This window comes from Kitasatospora sp. NPDC034023, from assembly GCF_055575795.1.
This window is the reverse complement of sequence record NZ_JBVIRY010000002.1, coordinates 101,962-128,662: the sequence shown is the minus strand read 5'-3', so window position 1 is coordinate 128,662 and position 26,701 is coordinate 101,962. Positions and strand designations below refer to the sequence as shown.

Sequence of the window (26,701 nt, the reverse complement as noted above, 5' to 3'; positions counted from 1 at the left end):
GCCACTGTACGCCCAGGCCCGGTCGAGCCCTTCAGCCGCCCGCGAGCAGCTGCAGCCGCAGCGCGAGCCGGAGTTCCAGCGACCGTTCCGGGTGGTTCCAGTCCGGCCCGAGCAGTGCCTCGACCCGGTCCAGCCGCTGGACCACCGTGTTCACGTGGACGTGCAGTTCGTCCTTGGCGCGGGTGAGGCTGCCGCCGCAGTCGAAGTAGGCGCGCAGGGTGCGGACCAGCTCGGTGCCGCGCCGGGTGTCGTAGGTGAGCAGCGGGCCGAGCGTCGCGCCGACGAAGCCGTCCACGTCGTGGCCGTCGCCGAGCAGGACCCCGAGGAAGCCGAGCGTGCGGGCCGAGGCGCCCTCACCGGCGCGGCCGAGCACCCGCAGCGCCCGTACGCAGCGCAGGCCCTCGGCGTACGAGGCGGCCAGCGCGGTCGGACCGGCGGCCGGGCGGCCGGCGCCGACGGTGACCGGGAAGCCGGCCAGCCGGGCCAGCCGTTCGGCGGCCTGCCGGGCGGTCTCCTCGGGATCCTCGGCGGTGCCGGTCTCGACGGGCGCCAGCAGCACCACCGCCTCGCCGTGCTCGGCGCTGACGCCGCGGGAGCCGAACAGGTACCGCCGGGCCGCGCCCGCCAGTCGTCCCCGGTCGGTGCCGGTCGGCTCGGCGGGTTCCGCGACCAGCACCAGGTGCGGGCGGGCGAGGTCGACGCTGAGCCGGCGGCCGCGTGCGGTGAGCCCGGCCGGGTCGCGTTCGGGGGCGGTGAGCAGGTCGGTGAGCAGTTCGCCGCGGATCCGGTTCTCGGTCTCGGCCACCGAGCGGCGCAGCAGCAGGAGCAGGGCGGTCACCACGCTGGCCCGCTCGAACAGCCGCCGGTCGGCGTCGTCGAGGTCGGGCCGTCCGCGCAGCACCATGGTGCCGAGCGCGTCGTGCCCGGCCAGCACCGCGCAGACCCACTGCTCGCCGTGCCGTACGGACCGTCCCTCGATGCGGGAGGCGGCGACGGCCCCGGCCAGCTCGGCGGCGGGCGCGGACCGGCCGGCCAGCGGCTCGCCCTCGGCGTCGAGGACCGCTATCTCCCCGTCCAGCAGGGCCGCGACGGCGGCGGCGACGTCCGGCACCTCGGCGCCGCGCAGCACCAGGTCGGTGAGCCGGTCGTGCGCCTGCTCGGCGCGCTGGACGGCGGCGGAGTGGGCCCGGACCAGCTCGTTGGCGGCGTTCAGCTCGGCGAGTGCGGCGCGGGTGTCGGCCAGGGACTTGGCGGTGTCCAGGGCGATCGCGGCGTGCGCGGCGAGGGTGCAGAGCAGTGCGACCTCGTCGGGGGAGAAGGCGCGGGGCGAGCGGTCGGCGGCGAACAGCACCCCGATGACCTGTCCGCCGAGCAGCAGCGGCACCCCGATGATCGCCACCAGGCCCTCGTCCAGCACGCCCGCGTCGATCGTGCCGGTGTGGTGGAAGCGTTCGTCGGTGCGGTAGTCGGGGGTCGCGTACGGGCGGGCGGCCTGGGCGACCAGCCCGCCCAGGCCGTCGCCGAGGCTGAGCCGCAGGGTCTGGAACAGGACGGAGACGGAGCCGTCGGTGACCCTCATGTAGGTGTCGCCCGCGGCCTCGTCCGGCAGGGTCAGGTATGCGGTGTCGGTGCCGAGCAGCATCCGGGCCCGGCGGACGATGGCCTGGAGCACGGTGTCCAGGTCCCGGGAGGCGGCGAGGTCTCCGGCGGTGTCGAACAATGCGGTCAACTCGGCTTCTCGGCGCCGGTGTTGACGCAGGGTACGGTGGACCCGCAGGGCTTGCCAGGTGGCGTCGTCGATCTCGGCGAGGACGGTGGCCGACGCCCCGCGGCGGCGGGCGTCGGCCAGCACGTCGGCGAAGTCCTCGGTGGCGGCGCCCGAGGCGAGCAGGTCGAGCAGTCGCCGCAGGGCGGGCGCGGCGCTTTCGTGCGGGTGGTTCATGGTGCGTGCCGCCAATCGGCGTCGGTTCGTCGATTCCGAGAAATCGCGATGGTAGCGGCTCAACCGTCAGGCGACGGCGGGCTTTTCGGCCGTCGGGGCGTCCGCCTCCGGCCCCTTTTGTCCCGCCCGCTCCTCAGACCCCTCAGGCCCCTGGGACCCCTCTCGCTCCTCGACCTCGGTGAGGTCCTGTCCCCTGGTCTCCCGTCCGCAGAGCACCGCGAGGACGGTGATCGCCGCTGCGATGGCGACGTACACCGAGATCGGGGTGGCGCTGCCGTAGTCCTTGAGCAGCGCGGTGGCGACCAGCGGCGCCGGGGCGCCGGCCGCCACGGACGAGAACTGGGCCCCGATCGAGGCGCCCGAGTACCGCATCCGGGTGGCGAACAGCTCGGAGAAGAAGGCTGCCTGGGGCGCGTACATCGCGCTGTGGAAGACCAGCCCGACGGTGACCGCGAGGAGCAGCGACCCGAACGAGCGGGTGTCCACCATCCCGAAGAAGACGAACGCCCAGATCCCGACGCCGACCGCGCCCACCAGGTACACCGGCTTGCGCCCGACCCGGTCGGACAGCGCGCCGAACAGCGGGATCAGCGTGAACTGGATCGCGGAGGCGATGAGTACGGCGTTCAGCGCGCTCTGCTTGGAGAAGTGCGCGTGGGTGACCGCGTACGTCAGCACAAAGGTCGTCATCACGTAGTACGAGATGTTCTCCGCCATCCGCGCCCCCATGGCCACCAGCACCTCCCGCCAGTGGTGCCTCAACACGCTGACCAGCGGCGGCTGCTCGGCGCTCTTCCGGTCCTTCTCCCGCTTCTGCTGCGCCGCCAGCGCGGCCCGGAACAGCGGCGACTCGTCCACCGCGAGCCGGATCCACATCCCGACCGCGACCAGCACCGCCGACAGCAGGAACGGCACCCGCCAGCCCCAGGACAGGAACGCCACGTCCGACTGCACCGAGGTCATCAGCGACAGCACCCCCGCCGCCAGCAGGTTCCCGGCCGGCGCCCCGCCCTGCGGCCAGGACGCCCAGAAACCCCGCCGCCGCTGGTCCCCGTGCTCCGACACCAGCAGCACGGCCCCGCCCCACTCACCGCCGAGCGCGAACCCCTGCACCAGCCGCAGCGTCGTCAGGAGTACCGGCGCCGCGACCCCGACCGACTCGTACGTCGGCAGCAGCCCGATCGCCGTGGTCGACCCGCCCATCAGCAGCAGGCTCACCACCAGCAGCTTCTTGCGGCCCACCCGGTCCCCGAAGTGCCCGAACACCAGGGCCCCGATCGGCCGCGCCGCGAACCCGATCGCGTAGGTGAGGAACGACAGCAGCGTGCCGGTCAGCGGATCGCTGTGCGGGAAGAACAGCTTCCCGAACACCAGCGCCGCCGCCGTTCCGTACAAGAAGTAGTCGTACCACTCGATCGTTGTGCCGATCAGGCTGGCAGCCACCACTCTCGGGAGTGAGGTGCGCGCAGCCGCACCGCTTGCAGAGGCCTTCATGTGCCACCACTTCCAGGGCCGGGGGGAGACGATGTCGCCACAAGGTAGGAACCCTCCGGGCGGAGTCCTATGGGGGCGGACCACATACTGTTCGGTCGGTTCATGGCGCCCGGGGCCACGGTCCCGTCGCTCAGTGCGCCGTCCAGCCGCCGTCGACCGGGAGGCTGGCGCCGGTGATGTAGGAGGCGGCGGGGGAGCAGAGCCAGAGGGCGAGTTGGGCGATCTCGTCGGGTTCGATGAGGCGTTTCACGGCGGTGCGGTCGAGCATGATCTGCTCGACGACCTCGTCCTCGCGGATGCCGTGCGCGAGCGCCTGGGCGGCGATCTGCTTCTCCACCAGGGGGGTCCGGACGTAGCCGGGGTTGATGCAGTTGCTGGTGACGCCGTGCGGGGCGCCTTCGAGGGCGACCGTCTTGCTCAGCCCCTCCAGGGCGTGCTTCGCGGTGACGTACGCGGACTTGAAGGCGCTGGCCCGCAGGCCGTGGACGGAGGAGATGTTGACGATCCGTCCCCACTCCCGCTCGTACATGTGCGGCAGGGTCCGGCGCAGGATGCGGAACGGGGCCTCGACCATGACGCGTTGGATGAGGGTGAAGCGGTCGGGCGGGAACTCGTGCACCGGCGCGACGTGTTGGAGCCCGGCGTTGTTGACCACGATGTCGGCGTCGTCCGGAAGGGCGTCCACGGCCCCGGGGTCGGAGAGGTCGGTGACGATCGCGCGCCCGCCGATCCGCTCGGCGATTTCCTCGGCCGGACCGGCCGCGAGGTCGACGACGTAGACCCGGGCGCCGGCCCCGGCGAAGGCCTCGGCGCAGGCCCGGCCGATGCCCGAGGCGGCGCCGGTGACCAGGGCCGTGCGGCCGTCGAGCGGGCGGGCTGTAGTGGTGTCCATGGCTGAGAACGGTAGGAATCCGGCGCCCCGGCTCCCATGTGGCAGGCCGCCACAGCATCCCGCCGAGCTGTGGCGTCAACCACTACGACCCTCGATCGACGGTTCGACTGCGGAAGGCCAAACCCAGGGTGACCGCGCTTCCCCACAATGGGCGCGGTTGCTTCACCCGTTCGGAGGATTGCTCGGTCAGATCCACCCATAGCGCCCGAATGCTCGCTACATTCACGCCGATTCCCGACAGGGGGCGCCGCCCCAGGCCGCCGAAGTGCTGGTAGAGCCCGGTGCGACGTCCGAGAGGTGTTGACAGACATGCCCCAACGGCCTGCAACCGACAGCCCGGCGTACGGACCGCTCGACCCGCTCGGCCAGCACCGAGGTCCGGTCGGTCGGACCCTTCCGGACGCCCCCGACGCCCTGGCCCCCGACGCCCTGACGGGCGACACGCTGACCGCCGACGCCTCGACCGCCGACGAACTGCGGCTGCCCTCGCAGGCCACACCCGACCGGCACGAGACCCCCGTCACCCCCGCGCCCGCGCCCGCGCCCGCGCGGAGCACCGGCCACTCCGGCCCGGCCCCGCAGAACGGCCAGCTCGCCGCACTGATCGAGGAGGCCGGCTTCTCGCACGCCGGCCTGGCCCGCCGGGTCGACCAGCTCGGCCTGGAGCACGGCCTCGACCTGCGCTACGACAAGACCTCGGTCACCCGCTGGCTGCGCGGCCAACAACCCCGCGGCGCCACCCCGGCCCTGATCGCCGAGGTCTTCACCCGCCGCCTGGGCCGCCGCCTCACCGCCCAGGACCTCGGCCTGGACGCCTGCGCCCCGGTCTACGCCGGCCTCGAGTTCGCCGAGACCCCGCAGGAGGCGGTGGACATCGTGGCGAGCATGTGGCGCAAGGACAACGGCCCGCAGTCCGAGCTGCGCCGGATCGCCTTCACCCCGGCCGGCCTGGTCGTCCCCAGCCGGGACTGGCTGATCGGCCGCACCGACGAGCGCGTCGCCCGGGACGGCTCCACCCTGGCCCGGACGGACACCGCCGCCGGCCCGCCGTCCGCCGGCACCGCCTCCGCCGCCATCACCGGCGCGCCCGCGCCGAGCGCGCCCGGCGCGTCCCCGGTGGGCCCGGCGCGCGGCCCGGCCGCGGGCCTGCCCGGCGCGCCGCCCACCGCGCGCAGCACGGCCGGGACGACCGGCACCGCCCCCACCATCGGCCGGGTGCCCATCCAGAGCCGCCGCCCACCGGTCGCCGTCGAGCCGCCGTACACCGACCCGGCCCGCGAATCCCGCCCTGCCCTGCGGGTCGGCCGCGGCGACATCGCCGCCATCCGCGCCGTCGGCGACCTCTTCCGCGCGCTCGACCACGCCTACGGCGGCGGCCACGCCCGCCAGGCGCTGGTCCGCTACCTGGAGAGCGAGGCCGAGCCGATGCTGCGCGGCCGCTACGGCGAGCAGATCGGCCGGGCCCTGTTCGGCGCGGTCGCCGATCTGACCCGGCTGGCCGGCTGGACGTCCTTCGACATCGCCGCGCACGGCCTGGCCCAGCGCTACTTCGTCCAGGCGCTGCGCCTGTCCCAGGCCGCCGGGGACCGCGCGCTCGGCGGCTACGTGCTGGTGACGATGAGCCAGCAGGCCGTCCACCTCGGCCACGGCCGGGAGGCGGTCCAGCTCGCCCGGGTCGCCCAGCAGGGCGTGGGCACCGCCGTCCCCCCAGTGGTCCAGTCGCTGATGCACGCCGCCGAGGCCCGCGGGCACGGCCTGCTGGGCGACGTCCGGTCCTGCACCACCGCCCTGGTACGCGCCGAGCGGGCCCTGGCGGCGGCCCGCACCGGCGACGAACTGCCGGCCTGGGCACGGTACTTCGACGAGGCGCAGCTCTCCGACGAGTTCGCCCACTGCTACCGCGACCTGCAGCAGTGGCGCACCGCCGCGCAGCACGCCGAGAAGTCGCTGCGGCTGCGCTCGCCCGCCTACGCGCGCAGCCGGATCTTCTGCCGGCTGGTGCTGGCCACCGCCCGGCTCGGCATGGGGGACCTCGACGAGGCCTGCGCCATGGCGACCGACGCGCTGCGGGCGGCGGGGGAGATGCGCTCGGCCCGCTCGCTGGAGTACGTCCGGGACTTCCACCGCCGCCTCACGCCCTACCGCGGCAGCCCGGTGGCCCGCGCCTTCGAGGAGACGGCCCGCCAGGCCGGGGTCATCTGACCGTTCGGGGTCCGGGCCGGGCGCTGACCAGCTCTCGGCCCGGACCCTCGGCCTGCCCCCGGCCGCCGCCCCGGACGGCCGCGCGCCACCCCGCACCCGCTGCGCCGCCAGCGGGAACACCAGCACCGACGGCATTCCGGCGCCGACCAGCGCCGCCGCGGTCGAGGACGCCAGGTGCCCGGCTTCCACCTCGATGGTGGTGACCACCACGGGCGGGGGAGTTGCCGCTGAGCAGCACGGCGATCGCGATGATCGGCCCGAATTCGCCGACCGCCCCGGTGGCCCCTCAGGCCGCCGCCTCCGCCTCCCGCGCGTCGGCCGGGACGCCGAGGTCGCGCAGCACCGCCCGCGCCGCTCGCCGCCCGGAGACCAGCGCGCCCTGCACGGTGCTGGTGTCCCGGTGGTCCCCGGCGACGTACAGCCCGGCCACCAGGCGCACCGGCCGCCGGGTGTTGTGCGGCGGCGGCATTGCGGGCAGCGCGTCCGGGACGTGCCGCACGCTGAGGAACTGCCAGCCCGCCGTCGAGGTGCCGTACAGCTCGGCGAGCCGGGCCCGGACGGCCGGTTCCAGTCCGGCCGGGCCGCTCGCGTCGAAGGCGCGCCGCCCGAGCACGGTGGTGGCGACCAGCGTCTGGCCGGCCGGGGCGTAGGACGGGTGCAGCTCGCTGAGCACCAGCGAGTGCGAGACCAGTGGCGGGTGCCCGTTCGGCCGGTCGCCGTCGAGCAGCAGCACGGCCTCGCCCACCGGCGGGTGGTCGGCCGCGTGGTAGAAGGTCGTGACGGGGTGGAAGTCCGGCAGCCGCAGGCCGGGCAGCAGCTCGGTGGCGGAGCGGGCGTCGGTGGCGACGATGACGGCCTGGGCGCCGGTCCGCCCGTGGTGGAGGGTCTCCACGCCGTCCGCGGCGATCGAGGTGACCTGCACCCCGGTGTGGACGGTGCCGGCGGGTAGCGCGGCGGCCAGCTGGGCCGGCACCGCGGCGATCCCGTCGGCGGGCAGACAGAGCCGCCCGCGCGCGTACGAGCGCAGCACCAGGTCGGCGACCCGGCTGCTGGTGCCGAGCGCCGGGTCGCTGAGCAGGGCGCTGAGCAGTGGGCGCAGGAAGCCCTCGACGGTGCGCGGGGCGAGTCCGTGGCCGGTCAGCGCGCGGGCGGCGGTGGTCTCCGGTCGGGCCTGCAGCCGGCCGATCGGGGTGGCGGCGAGCCGGCCGAGCCAGCTGCCCAGCCGGGCCTTGTCCAGCGGGCTGCCGAGCGGGGCCCGGGTGGCGGCCTGTCGGGCGGCGGTGAGCTGCGGGTCCCCGGTGCGGTACCGGCGGCCGCCGCTGTGCACCAGTACGCCGGGTGCGAGCGGGCGCAGGTCGAGGCGGTCGAGGTCGAGCGCGCGGCGCAGCTCGGGGAAGGCGGTGTTCAGCAGGTGACTGCCGTCGTCGAGCCGGAAGCCGTCCAGCTCGCGGGTGGCCATCCGGCCGCCGATCCGGTCGCTGCTCTCCAGGATCCGAACGGCGAGGCCGTGGCCGGTGAGCGCGCGGGCGGCGGCCAGGCCCGCAAGTCCGGCGCCGACCACGACGACGTCCGGGTCGGATGGCCGACGGGCGCGGCGGGTGAAGTCGTACGTGGGCACTGGCGTGCTCCCTCCCTGGGCCCGGGGCTCCGGCCGACGCAGGCAGCGGGGTGCCGGGACACGGTTCGAGGAGGGTGATGCCCAGTCAGTGTGAGCATCAGACAAGCACATCGGGCCGGATTCGAGGGCCTGCAGGGGTTGTGCGGCACCGGGCGGGGGCGCGGTCACGGACAGTGCGCCGTGGTGGCCGGGTTCGGGGGTCGGCGGGCGCGTACGGTCACCGGGGGCGTGCGACGCGCCCGCCATGTGCTCCCGTGCGCCCCCTCCCGGAGCCCCGTCCGACCCCCGCCCGGCATATGCCCCTGGTCAGCGCGGATGCCGTAGCCGGAGGTACGCACGGGGCCCGGCACGCGTACGTCACGGCGCCCGCCGGCACGGCGCTCCGAGCACCACCGCCGTCACGGCGTTCCGAGCACCGCCACCGCGCCGCGTACCGCCGCCGTCACCGCGCCGCGAGCACCACCGCCGTCACAGTGCCGCGAGCACCACCGCCGTCACCGCGCCGCGAGCACCACCGCCGTCACAGTGCCGCGAGCACCGCCGAGTACACGTCCGGGTGCGTGAAGCGGAAGCCCGCGTCCGACAGCCGCCGTGGCACCACCCGGTGGCTGCCGACCACCTCGACGGCCAGCTCGCCGAGCACCACCTTGAGCACCGCCTCCGGCACCGGGAAAGGCGTCGGCCGCCGCAGCGCCCGCCCGAGCGCGGCGGTCAGTTCGGCGTTGGTCGCCGGGTTCGGCGCCGTCAGGTTGAAGGCGCCGGACAGGTCGTCGTGGTCGATCAGGAAGCGCAGCGCGGCCACCTCGTCGTGCAGCGAGATGAAGCTCCAGTACTGCCGCCCGTTGCCGAGCCGCCCGCCCAGGCCCATCCGGAACAGCGGGAACAGCCGCCCGCCCGCCCCGCCGCTCGAGGACAGCACCATCCCGGTGCGCGGGTGGACGACCCGGATCCCGGCCCGCTCGGCGGGCCTGGCGGCGGCCTCCCACTCCAGGCAGACCTCGGCCAGGAAGTCGTCGCCGGCGGGGGAGTCCTCGTCGATCACCCGGTCGCCGGTCTGCCCGTACCAGCCGACCGCGGAGGCGCTCACGAAGACCCGGGGCGGCTCCTTGAGCTCGGCCAGCGCGACGGCCAGCGTCTCGGTGCCGTAGACCCGGCTCTCCCGGATCTCCCGCTTGTAGGCGTCCGTCCAGCGGTGGTCGCCGACCCCGGCGCCGGCCAGGTGCACCACCGCCTGGACCCCGGCCAGCCCGTCCCGCTCGACCTCACCGAGCAGTGGGTTCCAGCCGATCGCCGTGCTGCCGTCGGGCTGTGGGCCCGTCCTGGACCGGTGCCGGACCAGCCGGACCACCTCGTGGCCGTCCGCCAGCAGGGAGCGGACGAGGGCCGAACCGATCAATCCCGTGGAACCCGTGACAGCGATGCGCATGCGCTCATCCTCGCAGCTGGAATTGTCTGTCACCTTCTCAGGCGTCTCATTAGCATGACGCGCATGTTCGACGACGATCTGATCATCCGTCCGGCACGGCCCGAGGACGAGCGCGACCTCGCCGTCCTCAATCGCGCGGCCTGGTCGGTCCTGTCCGATGTCTCCCCGCAGCCCCCCGAGGAGGACGGGCTCTTCGACGAGCGGCGCACCCCCGAGCAGTTCCTGCTCGCCGTCCTGGACGGCCGGCTCGTCGGCTACGTCCGCCAGGTCCCGGCCACCCCGCTGGTCGCCAACCGGCACGTCCGCCAGATCCAGGGCCTGGCCGTCGACGGCACGGTCCGCGGCCGGGGCATCGGCCGCCGGCTGGTCGAGGCGGCCTGCGACACGGCCCGGACCGAGGGCGCCCGGAAGATGACCCTGCGGGTGCTCGGCTGGAACGCCCCGGCCCGCCGCCTCTACGAGAGCTGCGGCTTCGTCGTCGAGGGCTCGCTGGTCGAGGAGTTCCTGATCGACGGCTCCTACGTGGACGACATCTGGATGGCCCGCCGGCTGGCCGACTGAGCCCCCGGCTTTCCCGGCGGTCGGTCAGCTCCCGGGCGGCGTGCGGAAGCGGCGCGGAAGCCGGTGCGGCGGCGGTGCAGAGTCGTGACGGTCCCGCCCTGTCTGGACCGCCGCCACGCCGGGTACCGTACGCCCGTGAGCAACTCGACGCCTCCCGGGTGGTACCCGGTCCCGGGTGCGGACGGCACCCCCGGTCACGAGCGCTGGTGGGACGGCAACGCCTGGACCAGTGAGGTCAGGCCGCTCCAGGGCGGTGCCGGACAGCTCTCCGACGCCCCCACGCAGACCTGGCAGCCCTCCGACCAGAAGCCCGGCTACGGCTACCCGGGCGGCTCGCCGGCCCCCGCCTACGGCTACCCGGGCCAGGACGGTTCCCCGGCCCCCGCCTACGGCTACCCGGGCCAGGACCCCTACCAGGGCCAGGGCGGGTACCCGGGCCAGGCCGGCTACCCGGCGGCCCAAGGCGCGGGCTACGGCTACCCCGGGCCGGGCTACCCGCCGCCGCCCGCCAAGAACAAGTCCGGCATGATCATCGGCGGCGCCGTCACCGTGCTGGTCGTGGGCGGGACCATCGCCGGGATCATGCTCAGCGGCGGCGGCAACGACCCGAAGGCGGACCCGACCCCGAACCCCACGGTCACCGTCACCCAGAGCGACGGCCCCACGCCGAGCCCGACCCGGCCCACCACCAGCCCCACGGTGTCGCCGCCCAAGCCCGCCCCGGTCCTCAAGAGCACCGTCGCCGACCCGCAGCACGCGATCACCATCCCGGTCTACGACGGCTGGGACGCGGCGACCGACTCGGCGCACTCGACGGTCTTCCTCGGCACCGGCCGTTACACCTGCCCGGACGGCAACTCCTGCATCCGCGGTCAGTTCTCGGTGGAGAAGAACACCGTCCAGGGCGATACCCCCAAGGCGGCCGCCGACGCCACGATGCCCACCTACGCGGGGCAGATCTTCACCGGGATCACCTCGCACACCGACTACGGCTCCGGCTACGTCAGCGTCGCCGGTGTGCTCGGCTACGCCACGCGCTGGCACGTCCGCACCTCGGACGGCACCCAGGGCTACGTCCTGCTGGCCGCGGTCCCGGCCAAGGGCGGCGGCTACGTGGTCTTCGAGGGCGGCGTGGACGACAACCCGGCGGCGCCGGACGCCTCGGTACTGGACCAGATCCTCAAGGGCGTCCAGCAGGACAGCTCGTCCGGCAGTTCCACCTGAGCACCGGGCCGGCCCCCGGCTGAGAGCCGAGGGCCGGGGGCCGGGAGTCGAGGGCCGGAGGCGGGGAGCCGGGGCGGCCTCAGTCCCCGTACCGCTCCCACAACTTGGGGAAGCGCTTCGCCATGACGTCCGGGTCGTCGAAGTCCAGCGTCGCCCCGGACGGCCGTCCGGCCTGCCGCCCGCCCACCTCGGGCAGCGGCAGCCCGGTCAGCTGCTCGTACGCCTCGTCGGCGGCGTAGCCGATGTCCTCGGCCTCGCCATCCTCCTCCTCGTCGAACTCGGGCAGCAGGTCGGCCAGGTCGTCCGGCTCGGCCAGTCCGCCCTCGAAGACCTCCCGGCCCTGGGCGATCAGCCAGCAGCGGAAGTAGTCGAAGGTGTCCTCGGAGGCCCCGTCCAGCAGCAGGTAGGCCGCGCCCCACAGGTCGTACTGGTAGGCGCGCTGGAACCGGGCCTCGAAGAGCCGGGCGAAGTCGATCACATCGTCCGGGGTCAGTCTGACGAGCCGCTCCACCAGCCGGTCGGCCTGCTCGTCGGGATCGCCGTCGGCGGCGTCCCGTGTGTCGTCGATGATCTGCCAGAAGTCCGTCTCGTCCATCACCGCTCAAGCATCCCCGTTCGGCCGCGTCCGCGCATGCCATGACCCGGCGCGGCCCGGGCCGAAAACGGGGGAACGGGCCTGGAAACGGCCGAGCAGGGCCGGGAAGGGCGCGACGGGGGCCGGAAACGGCGGAACCCCGCGCCGTCCGGAGACGACGCGGGGTTCCGCAGGACCGTGGAGGGGTCAGAGGCCGAGCTCGACCTCGAACTCGCCGGCCTCCAGGATCTCCTTGACCGCGACCAGGTAGCGGGCGGCGTCGGCGCCGTCCACCAGGCGGTGGTCGTAGGAGAGCGACAGGTAGGTCATGTCACGGATGCCGATGGCAGTGCCGCCGTCGGCCTCGATGACCACCGGGCGCTTGACGGTGGCGCCGATGCCCAGGATGGCGGCCTGGTTCGGCGGCACGATCACGGTGTCGAACAGCGCACCGCGCGAGCCGGTGTTGCTGATGGTGAAGGTCGCGCCGGACAGCTCGTCCGGGGTGATCTTGCTGTCGCGGACCTTGCCGGCCAGCTCGGCGGTCTTCTTCGAGATGCCGGCGAGGTTGAGGTCGCCCGCACCCTTGATGACCGGGGTCATCAGACCCTTCTCGGAGTCCACCGCGATACCGATGTTCTCGGTGTCGAAGTAGGTGATGGTGCCCTCGGCCTCGTTGATCCGGGCGTTGACGACCGCGTGGGCCTTCAGCGCCTGGGCAGCGGCCTTGACGAAGAACGGCATCGGGGACAGCTTCACGCCCTCGCGGGCGAGGAAGGAGTCCTTGGCCTTGCCGCGCATCGCCATGATCTTGGTGACGTCCACCTCGACCACGCTGGTCAGCTGCGCCTGCTCGTGCAGGGCCTTCATCATGTTGTCGCCGATGACCTTGCGCATGCGGGTCATCTTGACCGTCTGGCCGCGGAGGGCGGACGGCGCGGCGGCGGCCTTCGGCGCGGCGGCCGGGGCGGCAGCGGCGGCGGGGGCCGGAGCGGCCTTGGCGGCCTCCGCGGCGGCGATGACGTCCTGCTTGCGGATGCGGCCGCCGACGCCGGTACCGGCGACGGAGGACAGCGCGACGCCGTGCTCGGCGGCGAGCTTGCGCACCAGCGGGGTGACGTAGGCGTCACCGTTGTCGGCAGCCGGAGCGGCCGGAGCAGCCGGGGCAGCGACCGGAGCCGGGGCAGCGACCGGAGCCGGGGCGGCAACCGGGGCGGCAACCGGAGCCGGAGCGGCAACGGGGGCCGGAGCAGCCGGAGCGGCGGCGACCGGAGCCGGGGCAGCCGGAGCAGCCGGGGCCGGAGCGGCCACCGGAGCCGGGGCAGCGACCGGAGCCGGAGCGGCAGCCGGGGCCGGGGCGGCGGCGACCGCACCCGCGGCGCCGATCAGCGCGAGCTGGGCGCCGACCTCGGCGGTCTCGTCCTCGCCGACCAGGATCTTCACCACGGTGCCGGCGACCGGCGACGGGATCTCGGTGTCGACCTTGTCGGTGGAGACCTCGAGCAGCGGCTCGTCGACCTCGACCGTCTCACCCTCGGCCTTCAGCCAGCGGGTGACGGTGCCCTCGGTGACGGACTCGCCCAGGGCGGGCAGCAGCACCGGGGTGGCGTCGCCGGCCGGAGCAGCCGGAGCGGCGGCGGCCGGGGCGGCCGGAGCAGCCGGGGCCGGAGCGGCGACCGGAGCCTCGGCAACCGGGGCCGGGGCGGCGGCGGGCGCGGCCTCGGCGACCGGGGCCGCAGCGGCGGCCGGGGCACCGGAGCCGTCGTCGATGATCGCCAGCTCGGCGCCGACCTCGACGGTCTCGTCCTCGGCGACCTTGATCGAGGAGAGGATGCCGGAGACCGGGGCCGGGATCTCGGTGTCGACCTTGTCGGTCGAGACCTCGAGCAGCGGCTCGTCGACCTCGACACGCTCACCCTCGGCCTTCAGCCAACGGGTGACGGTGCCCTCGGAAACGCTCTCGCCCAGCGCGGGCAGTGTTACTGAGACCGCCATGGTTTCAGCGACTCCTATCAAGTCTTGCGTACGGGAAGTACTTGCGTACGGGAAGTACCGGAAAAGGTGGGGTGGGGCGCGATCAGTCGTGCGCGTGCAGCGGCTTGCCGGCCAGCGCCAGGTGCGCCTCGCCCAGGGCCTCGGACTGGGTCGGGTGCGCGTGGATGAGCTGCGCGACCTCGGCCGGCAGGGCCTCCCAGTTGTAGATCAGCTGGGCTTCGCCGACCTGCTCGCCCATGCGGGCGCCGACCATGTGGACACCGACCACGGCGCCGTCCTTGACCTGGACGAGCTTGATCTCGCCGGCGGTCTTCAGGATCTTGCTCTTGCCGTTGCCGGCCAGGTTGTACTTGAGGGTGACGACCTTCTCCTTGCCGTACAGCTCGACGGCCTTGGCCTCGGAGATGCCGACGGAGGCGACCTCGGGGTTGGAGTAGGTCACGCGCGGGACGCCGTCGTAGTCGATCGGCACCGGCTTGAGGCCGGCCAGCCGCTCGGCGACCAGGATGCCCTCGGCGAAGCCGACGTGGGCCAGCTGCAGGGTCGGGGCGAGGTCGCCGACGGCGGAGATGGTGGGCACGTTGGTGCGCATGTACTCGTCGACCAGGACGTAGCCGCGGTCCATCGCGACGCCGTTCTCCTCGTAGCCGAGGCCGGCCGAGACCGGGCCGCGGCCGATGGCGACGAGCAGCAGGTCGGCGTCGATCTGCTTGCCGTTCTCGGTGGAGACGCGGACACCGGTCTCGGTGTACTCGACGCCCGAGAAGCGGGCCTTCAGCTCGAACTTGATGCCGCGCTTGCGGAACGCGCGCTCCAGCAGCTTGGACGAGTTCTCGTCCTCGAGCGGGACGAGGTGCGGCAGCGCCTCGACGATGGTGACCTCGACGCCGAAGGACTTCCAGACCGAGGCGAACTCGACGCCGATGACGCCGCCGCCGAGGATGACGGCCGACTTCGGGATGCGGTCGAGCTTGAGGGCGTGGTCCGAGGAGATCACGCGGTTGCCGTCGATCTCCAGGCCCGGGATCGAGCGCGGCACGGAACCGGTGGCCAGGACGATGTGGCGGCCTTCGATGCGCTGGCCGTTGACGTCCACCGAGGTCTGCGAGGAGAGCTTGCCCTCGCCCTGGATGAAGGTGACCTTGCGGGACGCCACCAGGCCCTGCAGGCCCTTGTACAGGCCGGCGATGACGTCGTCCTTGTACTTGTGGACGCCGTTGATGTCGATGCCCTGGAAGGTGGCCAGCACGCCGAACTCGGCGGCTTCCTTCGTCTCGTCCGCGATCTCCGCGGCGTGCAGCAGCGCCTTGGTCGGGATGCAGCCGCGGTGCAGGCAAGTGCCGCCCAGCTCACCCTTCTCGACCAGGGCGACGCTCAGGCCCAGCTGAGCGGCGCGGAGCGCCGCGGCGTAACCGCCGCTTCCGCCTCCGAGAATGACTACGTCGAAAACGGTGCTGGCGTCGTTCGCCACGTCACGTCCTCCATGCAATGGGGTGGGTCGCCGGGCCGGTACGGTCCGGTGGGTCGGAAGCCTTTGTGAGGCGCCCAGTCGTGCCGGAAATACATCTTCGCACTTGTTCGCGGTGGCTGATGTCCGGGTCCACCCCAGGGGTGTCCCGCAGAGTGGTCACCGGGGCGGGAATACCCCCCACGGATGGGCATCATTGCAGCTCAGCGCGGTGTTGACAGCCGCCGGACGGGCGTCTTCCGCCCTGTCCCGCCCGGTCTCTTCCGCAGTGTGGAACAAAGTTTCGCCCGCAGCGAACAGGGGTGCGCCCCGGTGTCCCGGCCTACTCGCAGGTAACCCGGTCGGAACGCCGACGGGGCCCGGCGCATCCGCGCCGGGCCCCGTCGCAGCGGGCTGCCTGATCAGGCCTTGCCGTTCGCCGTCCGCTCGGCGAAGCGGACCAGGGTGCGCACCGCGCTCGCGGTGCCGCCCTTCGGGGTGTAGCCGAACGGAGCGCCCTCGTGGAACGCCGGCCCGGCGATGTCCAGGTGCGCCCAGTCGATGCCCTCGGCCACGAACTCCTTCAGGAACAGGGCGGCCACCAGGCCGCCGCCCATCCGCTCGCCCATGTTGGCCAGGTCGGCGATGGTCGACTCGGTCATGCCCTTGCGCAGGTCGGCGGGCAGCGGCATCGGCCAGGACTGCTCGCCCACCTCGCCCGCGAGGGCGTGCAGGTCGTCGCGCAGCTCGTCGCTGTTGGACATCACGGCGAAGGTGCGGTTGCCCAGGGCCAGCACCATGGCGCCGGTCAGGGTGGCCACGTCGACGATGACGTCCGGGTTCTCCTCGCCGGCCCGCACGATGACGTCGGCCAGCACCAGACGGCCCTCGGCGTCGGTGTTCAGCACCTCGACGGTCTTGCCGCCGTACATCCGCAGCACGTCGCCCGGGCGGGTGGCGGAGCCGGACGGCATGTTCTCGGCCAGCGCCAGCCAGCCGGTCACGTTGACGGCCAGGCCCAGCCGCTTGGCGGTCACCACGGCGGCGAGCACGGCGGCGGCGCCGGCCATGTCGCACTTCATGGTCTCGTTGTGGCCGGCCGGCTTGAGCGAGATGCCGCCCGAGTCGTAGGTGATGCCCTTGCCGATGAACGCCAGGGTGGCCTTGGCCTTCGGGTGGGTGTAGGCCACCTTCACCAGGCGGGGCGGGTTCGTCGAGCCGTTGCCGACACCCAGCAGGCCGCCGTAGCCGCCCTTGGTCAGCGCCTTCTCGTCCAGCACCTCGACCTTGAGGCCGTGCTCCTTGGCGGCCGCCTGCGTGATCGCGGCGAAGCTCTTCGGGGTCAGGTCGTTCGGCGCGGTGTTGACCAGGTCGCGGGCGCGGTTCATCTCCTCGCCGAGCGCGGCGGCCCGCTCCACGGCGGCCTTGGCGTCCTTGCTGCCCTTGCGGGCGGCCAGCACGACCAGCTCGCCGACCGGCTCCTTGCCGTTGCCGTTGCCCTTGTACGTGCCGAAGGCGTACGAGCCGAGCAGACCGCCCAGCGCGACCGCCTCGACCTCCGCCGCGGACTCGGCCGGCAGGGCCAGCGCGGCCTTCTTGGCACCGGCCAGCGTACGGGCGGCGACACCGGCGGCGCGGCGCAGCGCCTCCAGCCCGTAGCCCTCCTCGCCGGCCTCGCCGAGGCCGACCGCGAGCACGAGCGCGGCCTTCAGCCCGGCGGGGGAGGGAACCTTCACGGCCTCGCCCTCGGCGCCGGTCGCGCCCAGGGTGCTGAGGACCTCGGCCAGCTTGCCCTCGAACGCCTCGTTCACGGCCTCGGCGCCGGGCGCCAGCACGATGCCCTTCGGGCCCTTGGCGACACCGACCACCAGGGCGTCCGCGCGCAGCGAGGCGGCGGAGGAGGTGCTCACAGACAATGCAGTCACGTAATGCGTCCTGTTCTTTCGCGGTCCACGGCCGGTCGCGGCGCGGCTGCCGCACCGGCGCAGCCCGCCGTCGAAGGCCGTCCGCCGGCGGGCCTCCGGGTCCGGGGCCCCTGGCTGTGCGCGGCCGCCGGAGCGGCCGCGCACACCAGAGGCCCCGGCTCCACGGTGCGCGCCGGGCGGGCAGGACCTGCCACGGTGCAGGGCTGCGGTGCTTCACGCATGGTAGTCCGCATGGTGGGATCACGCGCCGCCCGGTGTCAGCCGAGCAACGCCAGGGCGAACAGCGTCCCCGTCGCGGCGGTCTCCGCCATCGCCCCGAGCACGTCCCCGGTGATTCCGCCGAACCGGCGCACACACCGCCCCAGCAGCAGTCGGGCGCAGCCGGCCCCGCACACAAGGGCCAGTGGGAGGCGGAGGGCTGACCATCCGTCGAACAGTCCGAGCGCGGCCAGGACGAGCGCCGCACCGGCCGTCCCGGCGACCGCCCCGGCGGGCGTCACCGTGCTCGCCACCATCGCGCCGAGCCCGCCCGGCCGGGCGGCCGGCACCGACCGCAGACAGCCCCAGGCGAGCGCGCACCGGGCGGCCGTCGCCGAGGCGAGCACCGCGAGCGCGCCGCGCAGCGGCGAGTACCCCAACTGTCCGGCCAGCGCGGCGATCTGGGCCAGCAGCACCAGGACCAGGGTCAGCACACCGAACGGGCCGATGTCGGACTGCTTCATGATCCGCAGCGCGTCCTCGGCCGGTTTGCCGCTGCCCAGCCCGTCGGCGACGTCCGCGAGGCCGTCCAGGTGAAGTCCCCGGGTCAGCCCGGCGAGCACCCCCACCGCCGTCACCGCCCCGAGCAGCCCGCCCGCCCGCCAGGCCACCAGCGCCCCGGCCCCGGCCGCCGCCGCCCCCAGCACCAGGCCCACCACCGGCGCCGCCACCATCGCCTGCGCCCCCGCCGCCCGGTCCCACCGCTCCACCCGCACCCGCAGCACGGACAACGTCCCGAACCCGAACCGCAGCCCGTCCCCCCAGGTGGCCCGACCACCGTGGTCCGTCATCGCCTCACTCCTCACCGCACCCCACACGTCACCGCACCCCACACAGCAGAATCCCCGCGCCCCACCAGGGACGCGGGGAACCGCGCGAGCAGGAAGGCCACGGGCCGCCACCCGAGCTGCGACGCTCAGGTGCGGGCGACCCCGCCGCCTACAGCTTCCGCAGCAGATCCGCCGCCGACGGCAGCTTCGGCTGCTCCTTCGGCGCCGCCGGCACGTACGGCTTCGGCGCCTCGTCCGCGAGCGCGTCCCCCGCCGCCTGCAGCAGCGGCAGCGCCAGCAGCGCTCCGACGCCCTCGCCCATGGTGATGCCCTGGTCCTGCAGCGGCGTCAGGGTGAGCCGGTCGTACGCCTTCGCCTGCGCCGGTTCGCCGCTGGACTGCCCGGCCCGCCACCACTCCGGCGCCCGGAAGGCGATCCGCTGCGCGACCAGCGCGCAGGCCGCCGCGACCACGCCGTCCAGCACCACCGGCAGCCGCCGGACGGCCGCCTGCAGCAGGAAGCCGGTGATCGCCGCGAAGTCGGCCCCGCCGGTGGCGCGGAGCAGTGCGAGCTGGTCGCCGAGCACCGGCCGGGCCCGTCGCAGCGAGTCCCGGATGGTGGCGCACTTGACCATCCACACCCGGTCGTCGATCCCCGAGCCGCGCCCGGTGACCGCCGCCGCGTCCGTTCCGCACAGCGCGCCGACCAGGACGCCGGCCACCGTGGTGGAGCCGACCCCGAGGTCGCCGAGCAGGACCAGGTCGGTGCCGGCGTCGGCCTCCTCGTCGGCGACGGCCATGCCGGCCCGGAAGGCCCGGGCGGTCTCCTCCGGGGTGAGGGCGTCCTCGACGTCGATCCGTCCGGAGCCGCGCCGGATCCGGTGGGCGACCACCTCGTCCGGGAAGTCGGCCGGGTCGGTGTCCACCGCGACGTCGACGACCCGCACCTCGGCGCCGTAGCGCGCGGCCAGCTTGGCCACCGGCGCGGTGCCGTCCAGCACGGCCCGCACCCGGGCCGCCGTGCCGCCTTCGGCGGGCATCCGGGAGACGCCGAGCGCCGCCACGCCGTGGTCGGCGGCGAACAGCAGCACCTTGGGCGCCGATACCGGCCGCACCGGGGAGCGCCCCTGCACGGAGGCCAGCCAGCTGCCCAGCTCCTCGAGCCTGCCGAGCCCGCCGCGCGGGCGGTCGGCTGCCTGCCAGCGCTCCTCGGTGGCCCGCCGGGCGCTCTCGTCGGGGCGCTCGACGAGGGAGGAGAACGTATCGAGATCCACGGTCGTGTCCATCGTCCGGAAGGCTACACGCCGAAGATGTTCAGTCCGCGGCTGGCTTGACGTCCGGCTTGATGGTCAGCACTTGCCCGGCCACGACCAGCAGGACCCGCTCCGAGGCGTCCGCCACGGCCATGTTGAGCCGGCCCAGGGTGTCGCGGAAGCGCCGCCCGGCGGCGGTGGCCGGGACGACGCCCATGCCGACCTCGTTGCTCACCGCGACGACCGTCCGCCCGGTGGCCGCCCAGGCCTTCGCCAGCGCCTCGCAGCGCCGCTGCACCGCGCTCTCGCCCCGGTCCGCCCAGGCCTCGTCGTCCCAGGCGTCGCACTCGTCCATCACGGCGGTCAGCCACAGCGCCAGGCAGTCGATCAGCACCGGCGCCGGGTCGGCGGCGTCGGCCAGCACGGCCTCCAGGTCGCAGGTCTCGGCGGTGCGCCAGCTCGCCGGCCGGCGGTCCCGGTGCAGGGCGACCCGCTGGGCCCACTCGGCGTCGCCGTCCCGGGTGCCGCCGGTGGCCACGTACAGGACGTCCGGGCGGTCGGCGAGCAGCTGCTCGGCGCGGGTGGACTTGCCGGAGCGGGCGCCGCCGAGCAGCAGGGTGCGGGGGAGCGGGGGGTGGGTCGCCATGCCGCCCATCCTGCCGGACGAGGCATACGGAAGATCGGGCCGGGCAAGCTAAGGTGCGCAGCGACACAGGCAGTGTCGTCAGTGGGAGGAGCCGGGCATGGCGTGGACGTGGCGGTACGAGAAGGCGGACGGCAGCGCGGTGACGCCCGGCGGCAGCCAGGAGGAGTTCGCCGGCCAGGGGGACGCCGAGACCTGGATCGGGGAGTCCTGGAAGCAGCTCGCGGAGGACGGCGTCGACACCGCGGTGCTCCTGGAGGACGACCGGGTCGTCTACGCGATGAGCCTGCACGAGGAGTGAGCCCCGGTCGGGGAGGGCCCGCGAGGGCCCTACTTCGCCCCGATGACGTGCAGTAGCGCGGCGACCTGCCGGTACGGGTCGGTGCGGCCGGCCCGGTCCTCGGCTTCCAGCAGCTGGGCCAGCTGGCGCCCGTCCACCGGCGGGGCCGCGTCGTCGGGGGCGTTGTCGGTGAAGACCCGCACGCCGTACCAGTGCCGGACCGGCACCGACACCTCGGAGAGGGTGACGGAGAGGTCGGCGAGCCGGTCGGCGCGGGCGGCCAGCCCGAGCCGGTTGTAGTACCGGTCGCTTTCGAAGGCGTGCAGTGCGGCCCGCCAGTCCCCGGCGGCGGCGGGCCGCAGGGCGAGCGCGTCGCGGTTGCGGACCAACAGCGAGAGCAGTCCGCCGGGCGCCAGCAGCCGGGCCAGCGAGGCGATCATCGGGTCCGGGTCGGGCAGGTACATCAGGACGCCGTGGCAGAGCACCACGTCGAAGCTGCGCGGGCCGAACCAGCGCCCGCACTGGTGGCCGTCGCCGCTGAGCAGCTGCAGCCGGCCGCGGACCTCCGGCGGCTCCTCGGCGAGCGCCCCCTGGGCGACGCCGAGCGCGACCGGGTCGGAGTCGATCCCGGTGACGTAATGGCCGACCCGGGCCAGCCGCAGGGCCTGGGTGCCCTGGCCGCACCCGATGTCCAGGACCCGCTGCGCGGTGCGGCCGGTCAGCTGCTCGGCGAGCTGGCGGGAGACGAGTTCCTGGCGGACGAAGTTGCGCAGTCCGCCGAGCCGGTCCAGCCAGGCGGCGGTGCCGCCGGCGAAGGACCCGCTGCGCGAGGGCAGTCGGCGCTCCTGGGCCAGCCGGTCGTGGCCGCCGTGGCCCTGCCCCGGAAGCGCGTACAGGCCGGGCCCCTCCCAGGAAGGCGGGGCCCAGCCGGAGTCGACCGGTTCGGCGGTCAGGGCTTCTCCCCGCGCCGCACCTGCGGCTTGGGCAGTCGCAGGCGGCGCATCTGCAGGGTGCGCATGATGCCGTAGGCGATCGCGCCGCGGGTGTTCTCGTTCGGGAAGCGCGCGGCGAGCTGCTTGCGCAGACCGAGGCCGAGGCGGACGAAGTCCAGGATCACGAAGACGAAGAACAGCAGGAACAGCAGCGTCGAGAGGATCTGGATCTGGCTCACCTTGATGATGCTGAGCACCAGGATGACCACGGCGGCCGGCAGGAAGAACTCGGCGAGCGACCAGCGGGCGTCCACGTAGTCGCGGGCGAACTTGCGCACCGGGCCCTTGTCACGGGCCGGCAGGTGCCGTTCGTCGCCGTTCACCAGGGCCTGGCGCTGCTTCTCGCGCTCGCCCCGCATCCGGTCCCGCGACTGGCGCGCGGCCTCCTTGCGGTCCTTGGGCACCGTCACCCGGGTGCGACGGTGGGCCTCGGCCTCGTTGCGCTTGGGGGTGGGGCGGCCCTTCTTGGCCTCCGGGTGGCGGGCCTGGGTCGTCTCGTCCTGCTTCTCCAGCACGGTGGCGGAGGCGGCGGCATCATCTGAACGGCGTCGGAACACACCACCAGCGTACGGGGTGCGGAGCCGCTTCCACGGGCGCCCTCGGACCCAAACGCATATCGATACCGCGAGACGGCCGCCCGAACCGGGTTTCCCGGGGACTTCCCGTAGGGGATCAGTCGGATGGAGGATGGGAGGGATGAGGGGCGGATCCACCCGGGGGAGGAGGAAACACCCCTGGTCGCTGTAGCAGTCTTGTTGCAGGCAGGTGCGCTGCGGCGAAGGGCTCGCTGCACATACACTCGTCGTGTCTGGTAACGAGATAGAGACCGCAGGCCGGAGAAGGGGGCACCCGAGGCCCATGAGCGACGGAATCATGAAGCGTATGGGGTTGATCTTCCGCTCCAAGGCGAACAAGGCCTTGGACCGGGCGGAGGATCCCCGTGAGACGCTCGACTACTCCTACCAGAAGCAGCTCGAACTGCTGCAGAAGGTACGGCGTGGTGTCGCGGACGTCGCGACCTCGCGCAAGCGCCTCGAACTTCAGCTGACCCAGCTCCAGCAGCAGTCGGCCAAGTACGAGGACCAGGGTCGCAAGGCACTGTCCCTCGGCCGCGAGGACCTCGCCCGCGAGGCGCTGACCCGCAAGGCCAACATGCAGTCCCAGATCACCGATCTGGAGACGCAGTACCAGCAGCTGCAGGGCGAGGAGGAGAAGCTCACCCTCGCCTCCCAGCGGCTGCAGGCCAAGGTGGACGCCTTCCGCACCAAGAAGGAGACCATCAAGGCGACCTACACCGCCGCCCAGGCGCAGACCCGCATCGCCGAGTCCTTTTCCGGCATCTCGGAGGAGATGGGCGACGTCGGCCTGGCCATCCAGCGAGCCGAGGACAAGACCGCCCAGATGCAGGCCCGGGCCGGTGCCATCGACGAGCTGCTCGCCTCCGGCGCGCTCGACGACGCCAGCGGTCTCGGCCGCAAGGACGACATCGAGGCCGAGCTGGAGCGCGTGGCCGGCGGGTCCGACGTCGAGCTGGAGCTCGCCCGGATGAAGGCCGAGCTGTCCGGCGGTCCCACCTCGGGCCCGGCCGCGATCGAGCAGGGCAAGCCGGAGGCCCAGCCGCAGCAGCAGCAGGACACCCCGCGCATCAACTACAACAAGTGATCTGAGCTCGACCCCACGAACCAGGGAGACGCACGGCATGATCATGAGGGTCATGGGTGAAGGGCAGTTCGAGGTGGGCGAGAGCCACCTGAACATGCTCAACGAGCTCGACGCCGAGCTCGTCACCGCACTGGAGTCGGGGGACGAGGAGCTCTTCCGCCTGGCCTACGGCAAGCTGCTGGACGCGGTGAAGCAGTACGGCACCCCGGTGCCACTGGATTCGCTGGAACCGTCCGAGCTGATCCTGCCGAGTGCCGACGCGACCATCGACGAGGTCCGTGACCTGCTGATGGCCGACGGCGAGGGCGTGATACCGGGCTTCCCCGAGTAGCTGCGGCTGCTGCCAGACGAAAGGGCGGGCCCCCTCCACGTGGAGGGGGCCCGCCCTCAGTCTGTTACTCGCCCTCAGTCTGTTACTCGCCCGCTCGCTGTTACTCGCCCGCTCGCCTCCGGGGCGCTCGGGGCGAGTGCCTACGGCAGGGCCAGCATCCGGTCCAGTGCCGCCTTGGCGTACTTCTCGGTCTCCGGGTCGACGGTGATCACGTTCGGCACCCGGCCCTCGACCAGCGACTCCAGCGCCCAGACCAGGTGCGGCAGGTCGATCCGGTTCATGGTGGAGCAGAAGCAGACCGCGCGGTCCAGGAAGACGATCTCCTTGTCCGGGTGCGCCTTGGCCAGGCGGCGGACCAGGTTGAGCTCGGTGCCGATGGCCCACTTGGAGCCGGGCTCGGCGGCGTCCAGCGCCTTGATGATGTACTCGGTCGAGCCCACCATGTCGGCGGCCGCGACGACCTCGTGCTTGCACTCGGGGTGCACCAGGACGGTCACGCCGGGGATCCGCGCGCGGACGTCGTTCACCGAGTCCAGGCTGAACCGGCCGTGCACCGAGCAGTGGCCGCGCCAGAGGATCATCTTCGCGTCCCGCAGCTGCTCGGCGGTCAGCCCGCCGTTCGGCCTGTGCGGGTTGTAGACGACGCAGTCGTCCAGCGAGAAGCCCATGTCGCGCACCGCGGTGTTGCGGCCGAGGTGCTGGTCGGGCAGGAAGAGGACCTTCTCGCCCTGCTCGAACGCCCACTCCAGCGCGCGCTTGGCGTTGGAGGAGGTGCAGATGGTGCCGCCGTGCCGGCCGGTGAAGGCCTTGATGTCGGCGGAGGAGTTCATGTACGAGACCGGGACGGTCACGTCGGCTATGCCGGCGTCGGTCAGCGCGTCCCAGCACTCGGCGACCTGCTCGGCGGTGGCCATGTCGGCCATCGAGCAGCCGGCCGCGAGGTCCGGCAGGACGACCTGCTGGGCCTCGGTGGTGAGGATGTCCGCGGACTCGGCCATGAAGTGCACGCCGCAGAAGACGATGAACTCGGCCTCGGGGCGGGCCGCCGCGTCACGGGCGAGCTTGAAGGAGTCGCCGGTGACGTCGGCGAACTCGATCACCTCGTCGCGCTGGTAGTGGTGGCCGAGGATGAAGACGCGGTCGCCGAGTGCGGCCTTCGCCGCCCGGGCGCGCTCGACGAGGTTCGGGTCGGAGGCCGGGGGGAGGTCACCGGGGCAGTCGACGCCGCGCTCGCTGTTCGGGTCGGCCTCGCGGCCGAGCAGCAGCAGAGCGAGCGGCGTCGGAGTGGGGTCGACGCCGGAGGTCTCGGTGATGGTGGTGGTCACGGGCGGGTGCCCTTCTGTGCGGCCGATCGAGCGGTGAAGCCTTTTCGTCTAACTGACGCTATCTATGATAACCGGTTAGCGTCAGAGTGACGATGGCCATCCTGTCGATGTGACGAGAACCGCTCGACGAATCGGACCCCCGGCGGGGTCGGATGCCCGGTTTGGGGGAGTCCGGGCGTGGCCGAATCGATATTTCCAAGCTTCCGGGTATGGCTGAGCCATGAAAGCAATCGCGATCAACCGCTACGGCGGCCCCGAGGTGGTCGAGTACACCGATCTGCCCGATCCCAAGGTCGGCCCGGACTCGGTCCTGGTGGAGGTCCGGGCGGCCGGGGTGAACCCGGTGGACTGGAAGGTCCGGGACGGCGCCCTGGACGGCGTGCTCGACGCCCACTTCCCGATGATCATGGGCTGGGACGCGGCCGGCGTGGTCCGCGCGGTCGGCGGCGGCGTCACCGAGTTCGCCCCGGGCGACGAGGTGTACGGCTACGTCCGCAAGGACGCCGTCGAGCACGGCACCTACGCCGAGCTGGTCTCCGCCCCGGTCCGCACCCTCGCCCGCAAGCCGGCCGCGCTGGACTGGGTGCAGGCCGGCGGCCTGCCGCTGGCCGGGCTCACCGCGCTGCAGGGCCTCAGGGCGCTGCGGCTCGCCGAGGGGGAGACCGTCCTGGTGCACGCCGCGGCGGGCGGGGTCGGCCACCTGGCGGTGCAGCTCGCCCGGGCCTTCGGCGCCCGGGTGATCGGCACCGCGGCCGAGCACAACCACGACTACCTGCGCGGCCTCGGCGCCGAGCCGGTCAGCTACGGCGAGGGCCTGGCCGACCGGGTCCGCGCGCTGGCCCCCGACGGCGTGGACGCGGCCCTCGACCTGGTCGGCCGCGGGGCCGTCCAGGTCTCGGCGGGCCTGGTGGCCGACCCGGGCCGGATCGCCTCGATCACCGACTACGGGGTCAAGGCGCTCGGCGGCCGGTACGTCTGGGTCCGCCCGGACGCCGACGGCCTCGCCGAGCTGGCCGCGCTCGCCGACGACGGCCGGCTGACCGTGACCGTGGCCTCCACCTTTCCGCTGGCCCAGGCCGCCTCCGCCCAGGCGCTCAGCGCCGAGGGCCGTACCCGGGGAAAGATCGTCCTCCTGGTGGCGTGACGGCCTCCAGCCCGTCATCCGTCGGCGGTGACCTCGTTCAGGTCATCCGCCAGAATGGGTGGCGAACCGTTTCGGCAGTGACAGCCGCAGTGGCAGCCGCCGTGGCCGCCGCAGTGACAGTGGCAGCCCGCCGCCGCGACGCGCCGCCGAACCCTCGCACGACCCGTGGAGCCCCGCACCGATGAGCAGCAGCCGAGCGCACGAGGTGGTCGGGACCGACCTGGACGAGACCGACCGGCTCCTGCTCGCCCGGCTCGGCCGCGACGGCCGCGCCTCGTACGCCGAGATCGGCCTGCAGGTGAACCTCTCCGCCACCGCCGTGCGCCGCCGGATCGACCGGCTGCGGGCGCGCGGCGTGGTGCGGGGCTTCACCGTGGTGCTCGACCCCGCCGTCCTCGGCTGGCAGACCGAGGCCTTCGTCGAGGTCTACTGCCGCGAGCGCACCGCCCCCGAGGAGATCCTCGCCAGCCTGCGCCAGTTCCCCGAGGTCATCGCGGCCTGGACGGTCACCGGCGACCCGGACGCCCTGGTCCACCTCAGGGCGGCCGACATGCGCCATCTGGAGGCCGTCATCGAGCGGATCCGGCGCGAGCCCGGAGTCCAGCGCAGCCGCTCCTCGGTGGTCCTCTCCCAGCTGATCGGCTGACGCCCGGGCGGTACGCAGGAATCCTGCGCGGACCCGCCCGAAGACGCTCGAAACCTGCCTGACCAGCCGCGTTCCGACGCGCGGCGAAGCACTCCGGC

Annotated in this window: 23 protein-coding genes; 8 read left to right on the top strand and 15 right to left on the bottom strand. The window is 73.6% G+C overall.

The annotated features are described in order from the left end of the window. Window positions 1–31 precede the first annotated feature (31 nt). The 3 genes from ACZ52R_RS03440 to ACZ52R_RS03430 form a co-directional block, all read right to left on the bottom strand. On the bottom strand, window positions 32–1,942 hold the full coding sequence (locus ACZ52R_RS03440) for a helix-turn-helix domain-containing protein (protein WP_465752604.1): 1,911 nt from the start codon (window positions 1,940–1,942) through the stop codon (window positions 32–34). Window positions 1,943–2,008: 66 nt separating this feature from the next. Next, window positions 2,009–3,436 carry an MFS transporter gene (locus ACZ52R_RS03435; protein ID WP_465752602.1) on the bottom strand — a complete coding sequence of 476 codons (1,428 nt, stop codon included), beginning with the start codon at window positions 3,434–3,436 and terminating at the stop codon, window positions 2,009–2,011. Between the two features lie 130 nt (window positions 3,437–3,566). Then, window positions 3,567–4,328, bottom strand: a complete 762-nt coding sequence (locus ACZ52R_RS03430) for a 3-hydroxybutyrate dehydrogenase (RefSeq protein ID WP_360492537.1) — start codon at window positions 4,326–4,328, stop codon at window positions 3,567–3,569. A 309-nt stretch (window positions 4,329–4,637) separates the two neighbouring features. Here ACZ52R_RS03430 and ACZ52R_RS03425 point away from each other — a divergent pair, with 309 nt between their 5' ends. Then, window positions 4,638–6,530 carry a regulator gene (locus tag ACZ52R_RS03425; RefSeq protein ID WP_465663749.1) on the top strand — a complete coding sequence of 631 codons (1,893 nt, stop codon included), beginning with the start codon at window positions 4,638–4,640 and terminating at the stop codon, window positions 6,528–6,530. Between the two features lie 286 nt (window positions 6,531–6,816). On the opposite strand, the gene ACZ52R_RS03420 is transcribed toward ACZ52R_RS03425, so the two are convergent. Together ACZ52R_RS03420 and ACZ52R_RS03415 are read right to left on the bottom strand one after the other, a co-directional pair. After that, window positions 6,817–8,148: an FAD-dependent oxidoreductase gene (locus ACZ52R_RS03420; protein WP_465752600.1), complete on the bottom strand. Its 1,332-nt coding sequence runs from the start codon at window positions 8,146–8,148 to the stop codon at window positions 6,817–6,819. Window positions 8,149–8,668: 520 nt separating this feature from the next. After that, a complete protein-coding gene (locus ACZ52R_RS03415; RefSeq protein WP_465621549.1) occupies window positions 8,669–9,574 on the bottom strand; it encodes a TIGR01777 family oxidoreductase in 906 nt (301 codons plus the stop codon). A gap of 63 nt (window positions 9,575–9,637) precedes the next feature. Between ACZ52R_RS03415 and ACZ52R_RS03410 the strand changes: the two genes are divergently transcribed. Together ACZ52R_RS03410 and ACZ52R_RS03405 are read left to right on the top strand one after the other, a co-directional pair. Next, the gene (locus ACZ52R_RS03410) at window positions 9,638–10,135 is read left to right on the top strand and encodes a GNAT family N-acetyltransferase (protein WP_360492525.1); all 498 of its coding nucleotides are present in this window, start codon (window positions 9,638–9,640) and stop codon (window positions 10,133–10,135) included. Window positions 10,136–10,270: 135 nt separating this feature from the next. Continuing rightward, window positions 10,271–11,359, top strand: coding sequence for a DUF2510 domain-containing protein (locus tag ACZ52R_RS03405; protein ID WP_465621546.1), 1,089 nt, complete (start codon window positions 10,271–10,273; stop codon window positions 11,357–11,359). Window positions 11,360–11,438: 79 nt separating this feature from the next. Here ACZ52R_RS03405 and ACZ52R_RS03400 read toward each other — a convergent pair whose 3' ends face one another. The 7 genes from ACZ52R_RS03400 to cobU all read right to left on the bottom strand — a co-directional run bounded on the left by ACZ52R_RS03400 (window position 11,439) and on the right by cobU (window position 20,226). Further along, complete coding sequence (locus tag ACZ52R_RS03400; protein WP_360493023.1) at window positions 11,439–11,954, bottom strand: DUF4240 domain-containing protein; 516 nt, start codon at window positions 11,952–11,954, stop codon at window positions 11,439–11,441. Window positions 11,955–12,140: 186 nt separating this feature from the next. Then, window positions 12,141–13,928: a 2-oxoglutarate dehydrogenase, E2 component, dihydrolipoamide succinyltransferase gene (sucB, locus tag ACZ52R_RS03395; protein WP_465752598.1), complete on the bottom strand. Its 1,788-nt coding sequence runs from the start codon at window positions 13,926–13,928 to the stop codon at window positions 12,141–12,143. A gap of 82 nt (window positions 13,929–14,010) precedes the next feature. Continuing rightward, complete coding sequence (gene lpdA, locus ACZ52R_RS03390) at window positions 14,011–15,399, bottom strand: dihydrolipoyl dehydrogenase (RefSeq protein ID WP_030061083.1); 1,389 nt, start codon at window positions 15,397–15,399, stop codon at window positions 14,011–14,013. A 398-nt stretch (window positions 15,400–15,797) separates the two neighbouring features. Next, complete coding sequence (locus ACZ52R_RS03385) at window positions 15,798–17,300, bottom strand: leucyl aminopeptidase (RefSeq protein WP_465663752.1); 1,503 nt, start codon at window positions 17,298–17,300, stop codon at window positions 15,798–15,800. 257 nt (window positions 17,301–17,557) lie between these two features. Beyond that, complete coding sequence (locus ACZ52R_RS03380; RefSeq protein WP_465752596.1) at window positions 17,558–18,349, bottom strand: adenosylcobinamide-GDP ribazoletransferase; 792 nt, start codon at window positions 18,347–18,349, stop codon at window positions 17,558–17,560. Between the two features lie 148 nt (window positions 18,350–18,497). After that, the gene (locus ACZ52R_RS03375; protein WP_360492509.1) at window positions 18,498–19,613 is read right to left on the bottom strand and encodes a nicotinate-nucleotide--dimethylbenzimidazole phosphoribosyltransferase; all 1,116 of its coding nucleotides are present in this window, start codon (window positions 19,611–19,613) and stop codon (window positions 18,498–18,500) included. Window positions 19,614–19,641: 28 nt separating this feature from the next. Further along, complete coding sequence (gene cobU / locus ACZ52R_RS03370; RefSeq protein ID WP_465621538.1) at window positions 19,642–20,226, bottom strand: bifunctional adenosylcobinamide kinase/adenosylcobinamide-phosphate guanylyltransferase; 585 nt, start codon at window positions 20,224–20,226, stop codon at window positions 19,642–19,644. A 97-nt stretch (window positions 20,227–20,323) separates the two neighbouring features. Between cobU and ACZ52R_RS03365 the strand changes: the two genes are divergently transcribed. Then, entirely contained in the window at window positions 20,324–20,524 is a 201-nt protein-coding gene (locus ACZ52R_RS03365; protein WP_360262116.1) for a hypothetical protein, read from the top strand. Window positions 20,525–20,553: 29 nt separating this feature from the next. Here the strand turns inward: ACZ52R_RS03365 and ACZ52R_RS03360 are convergent, their stop codons facing one another. Beyond that, window positions 20,554–21,294, bottom strand: coding sequence for a methyltransferase domain-containing protein (locus tag ACZ52R_RS03360; RefSeq protein WP_465621659.1), 741 nt, complete (start codon window positions 21,292–21,294; stop codon window positions 20,554–20,556). Window positions 21,295–21,452: 158 nt separating this feature from the next. Further along, on the bottom strand, window positions 21,453–22,052 hold the full coding sequence (locus ACZ52R_RS03355; protein WP_360492506.1) for a DUF3043 domain-containing protein: 600 nt from the start codon (window positions 22,050–22,052) through the stop codon (window positions 21,453–21,455). Between the two features lie 301 nt (window positions 22,053–22,353). On the opposite strand from ACZ52R_RS03355, the gene ACZ52R_RS03350 reads away from it, so the two are divergent. Continuing rightward, window positions 22,354–23,157, top strand: coding sequence for a PspA/IM30 family protein (locus ACZ52R_RS03350; RefSeq protein WP_360492503.1), 804 nt, complete (start codon window positions 22,354–22,356; stop codon window positions 23,155–23,157). A 37-nt stretch (window positions 23,158–23,194) separates the two neighbouring features. Further along, the gene (gene pspAA / locus ACZ52R_RS03345) at window positions 23,195–23,488 is read left to right on the top strand and encodes a PspA-associated protein PspAA (RefSeq protein WP_360492500.1); all 294 of its coding nucleotides are present in this window, start codon (window positions 23,195–23,197) and stop codon (window positions 23,486–23,488) included. 140 nt (window positions 23,489–23,628) lie between these two features. Here the strand turns inward: pspAA and nadA are convergent, their stop codons facing one another. Next, on the bottom strand, window positions 23,629–24,813 hold the full coding sequence (nadA, locus tag ACZ52R_RS03340; RefSeq protein ID WP_360492497.1) for a quinolinate synthase NadA: 1,185 nt from the start codon (window positions 24,811–24,813) through the stop codon (window positions 23,629–23,631). A gap of 220 nt (window positions 24,814–25,033) precedes the next feature. Between nadA and ACZ52R_RS03335 the strand changes: the two genes are divergently transcribed. Beyond that, entirely contained in the window at window positions 25,034–25,957 is a 924-nt protein-coding gene (locus ACZ52R_RS03335) for an NADP-dependent oxidoreductase (protein ID WP_465663753.1), read from the top strand. Window positions 25,958–26,138: 181 nt separating this feature from the next. Continuing rightward, the gene (locus tag ACZ52R_RS03330) at window positions 26,139–26,603 is read left to right on the top strand and encodes an Lrp/AsnC family transcriptional regulator (RefSeq protein ID WP_360492491.1); all 465 of its coding nucleotides are present in this window, start codon (window positions 26,139–26,141) and stop codon (window positions 26,601–26,603) included. Window positions 26,604–26,701 lie beyond the last annotated feature (98 nt).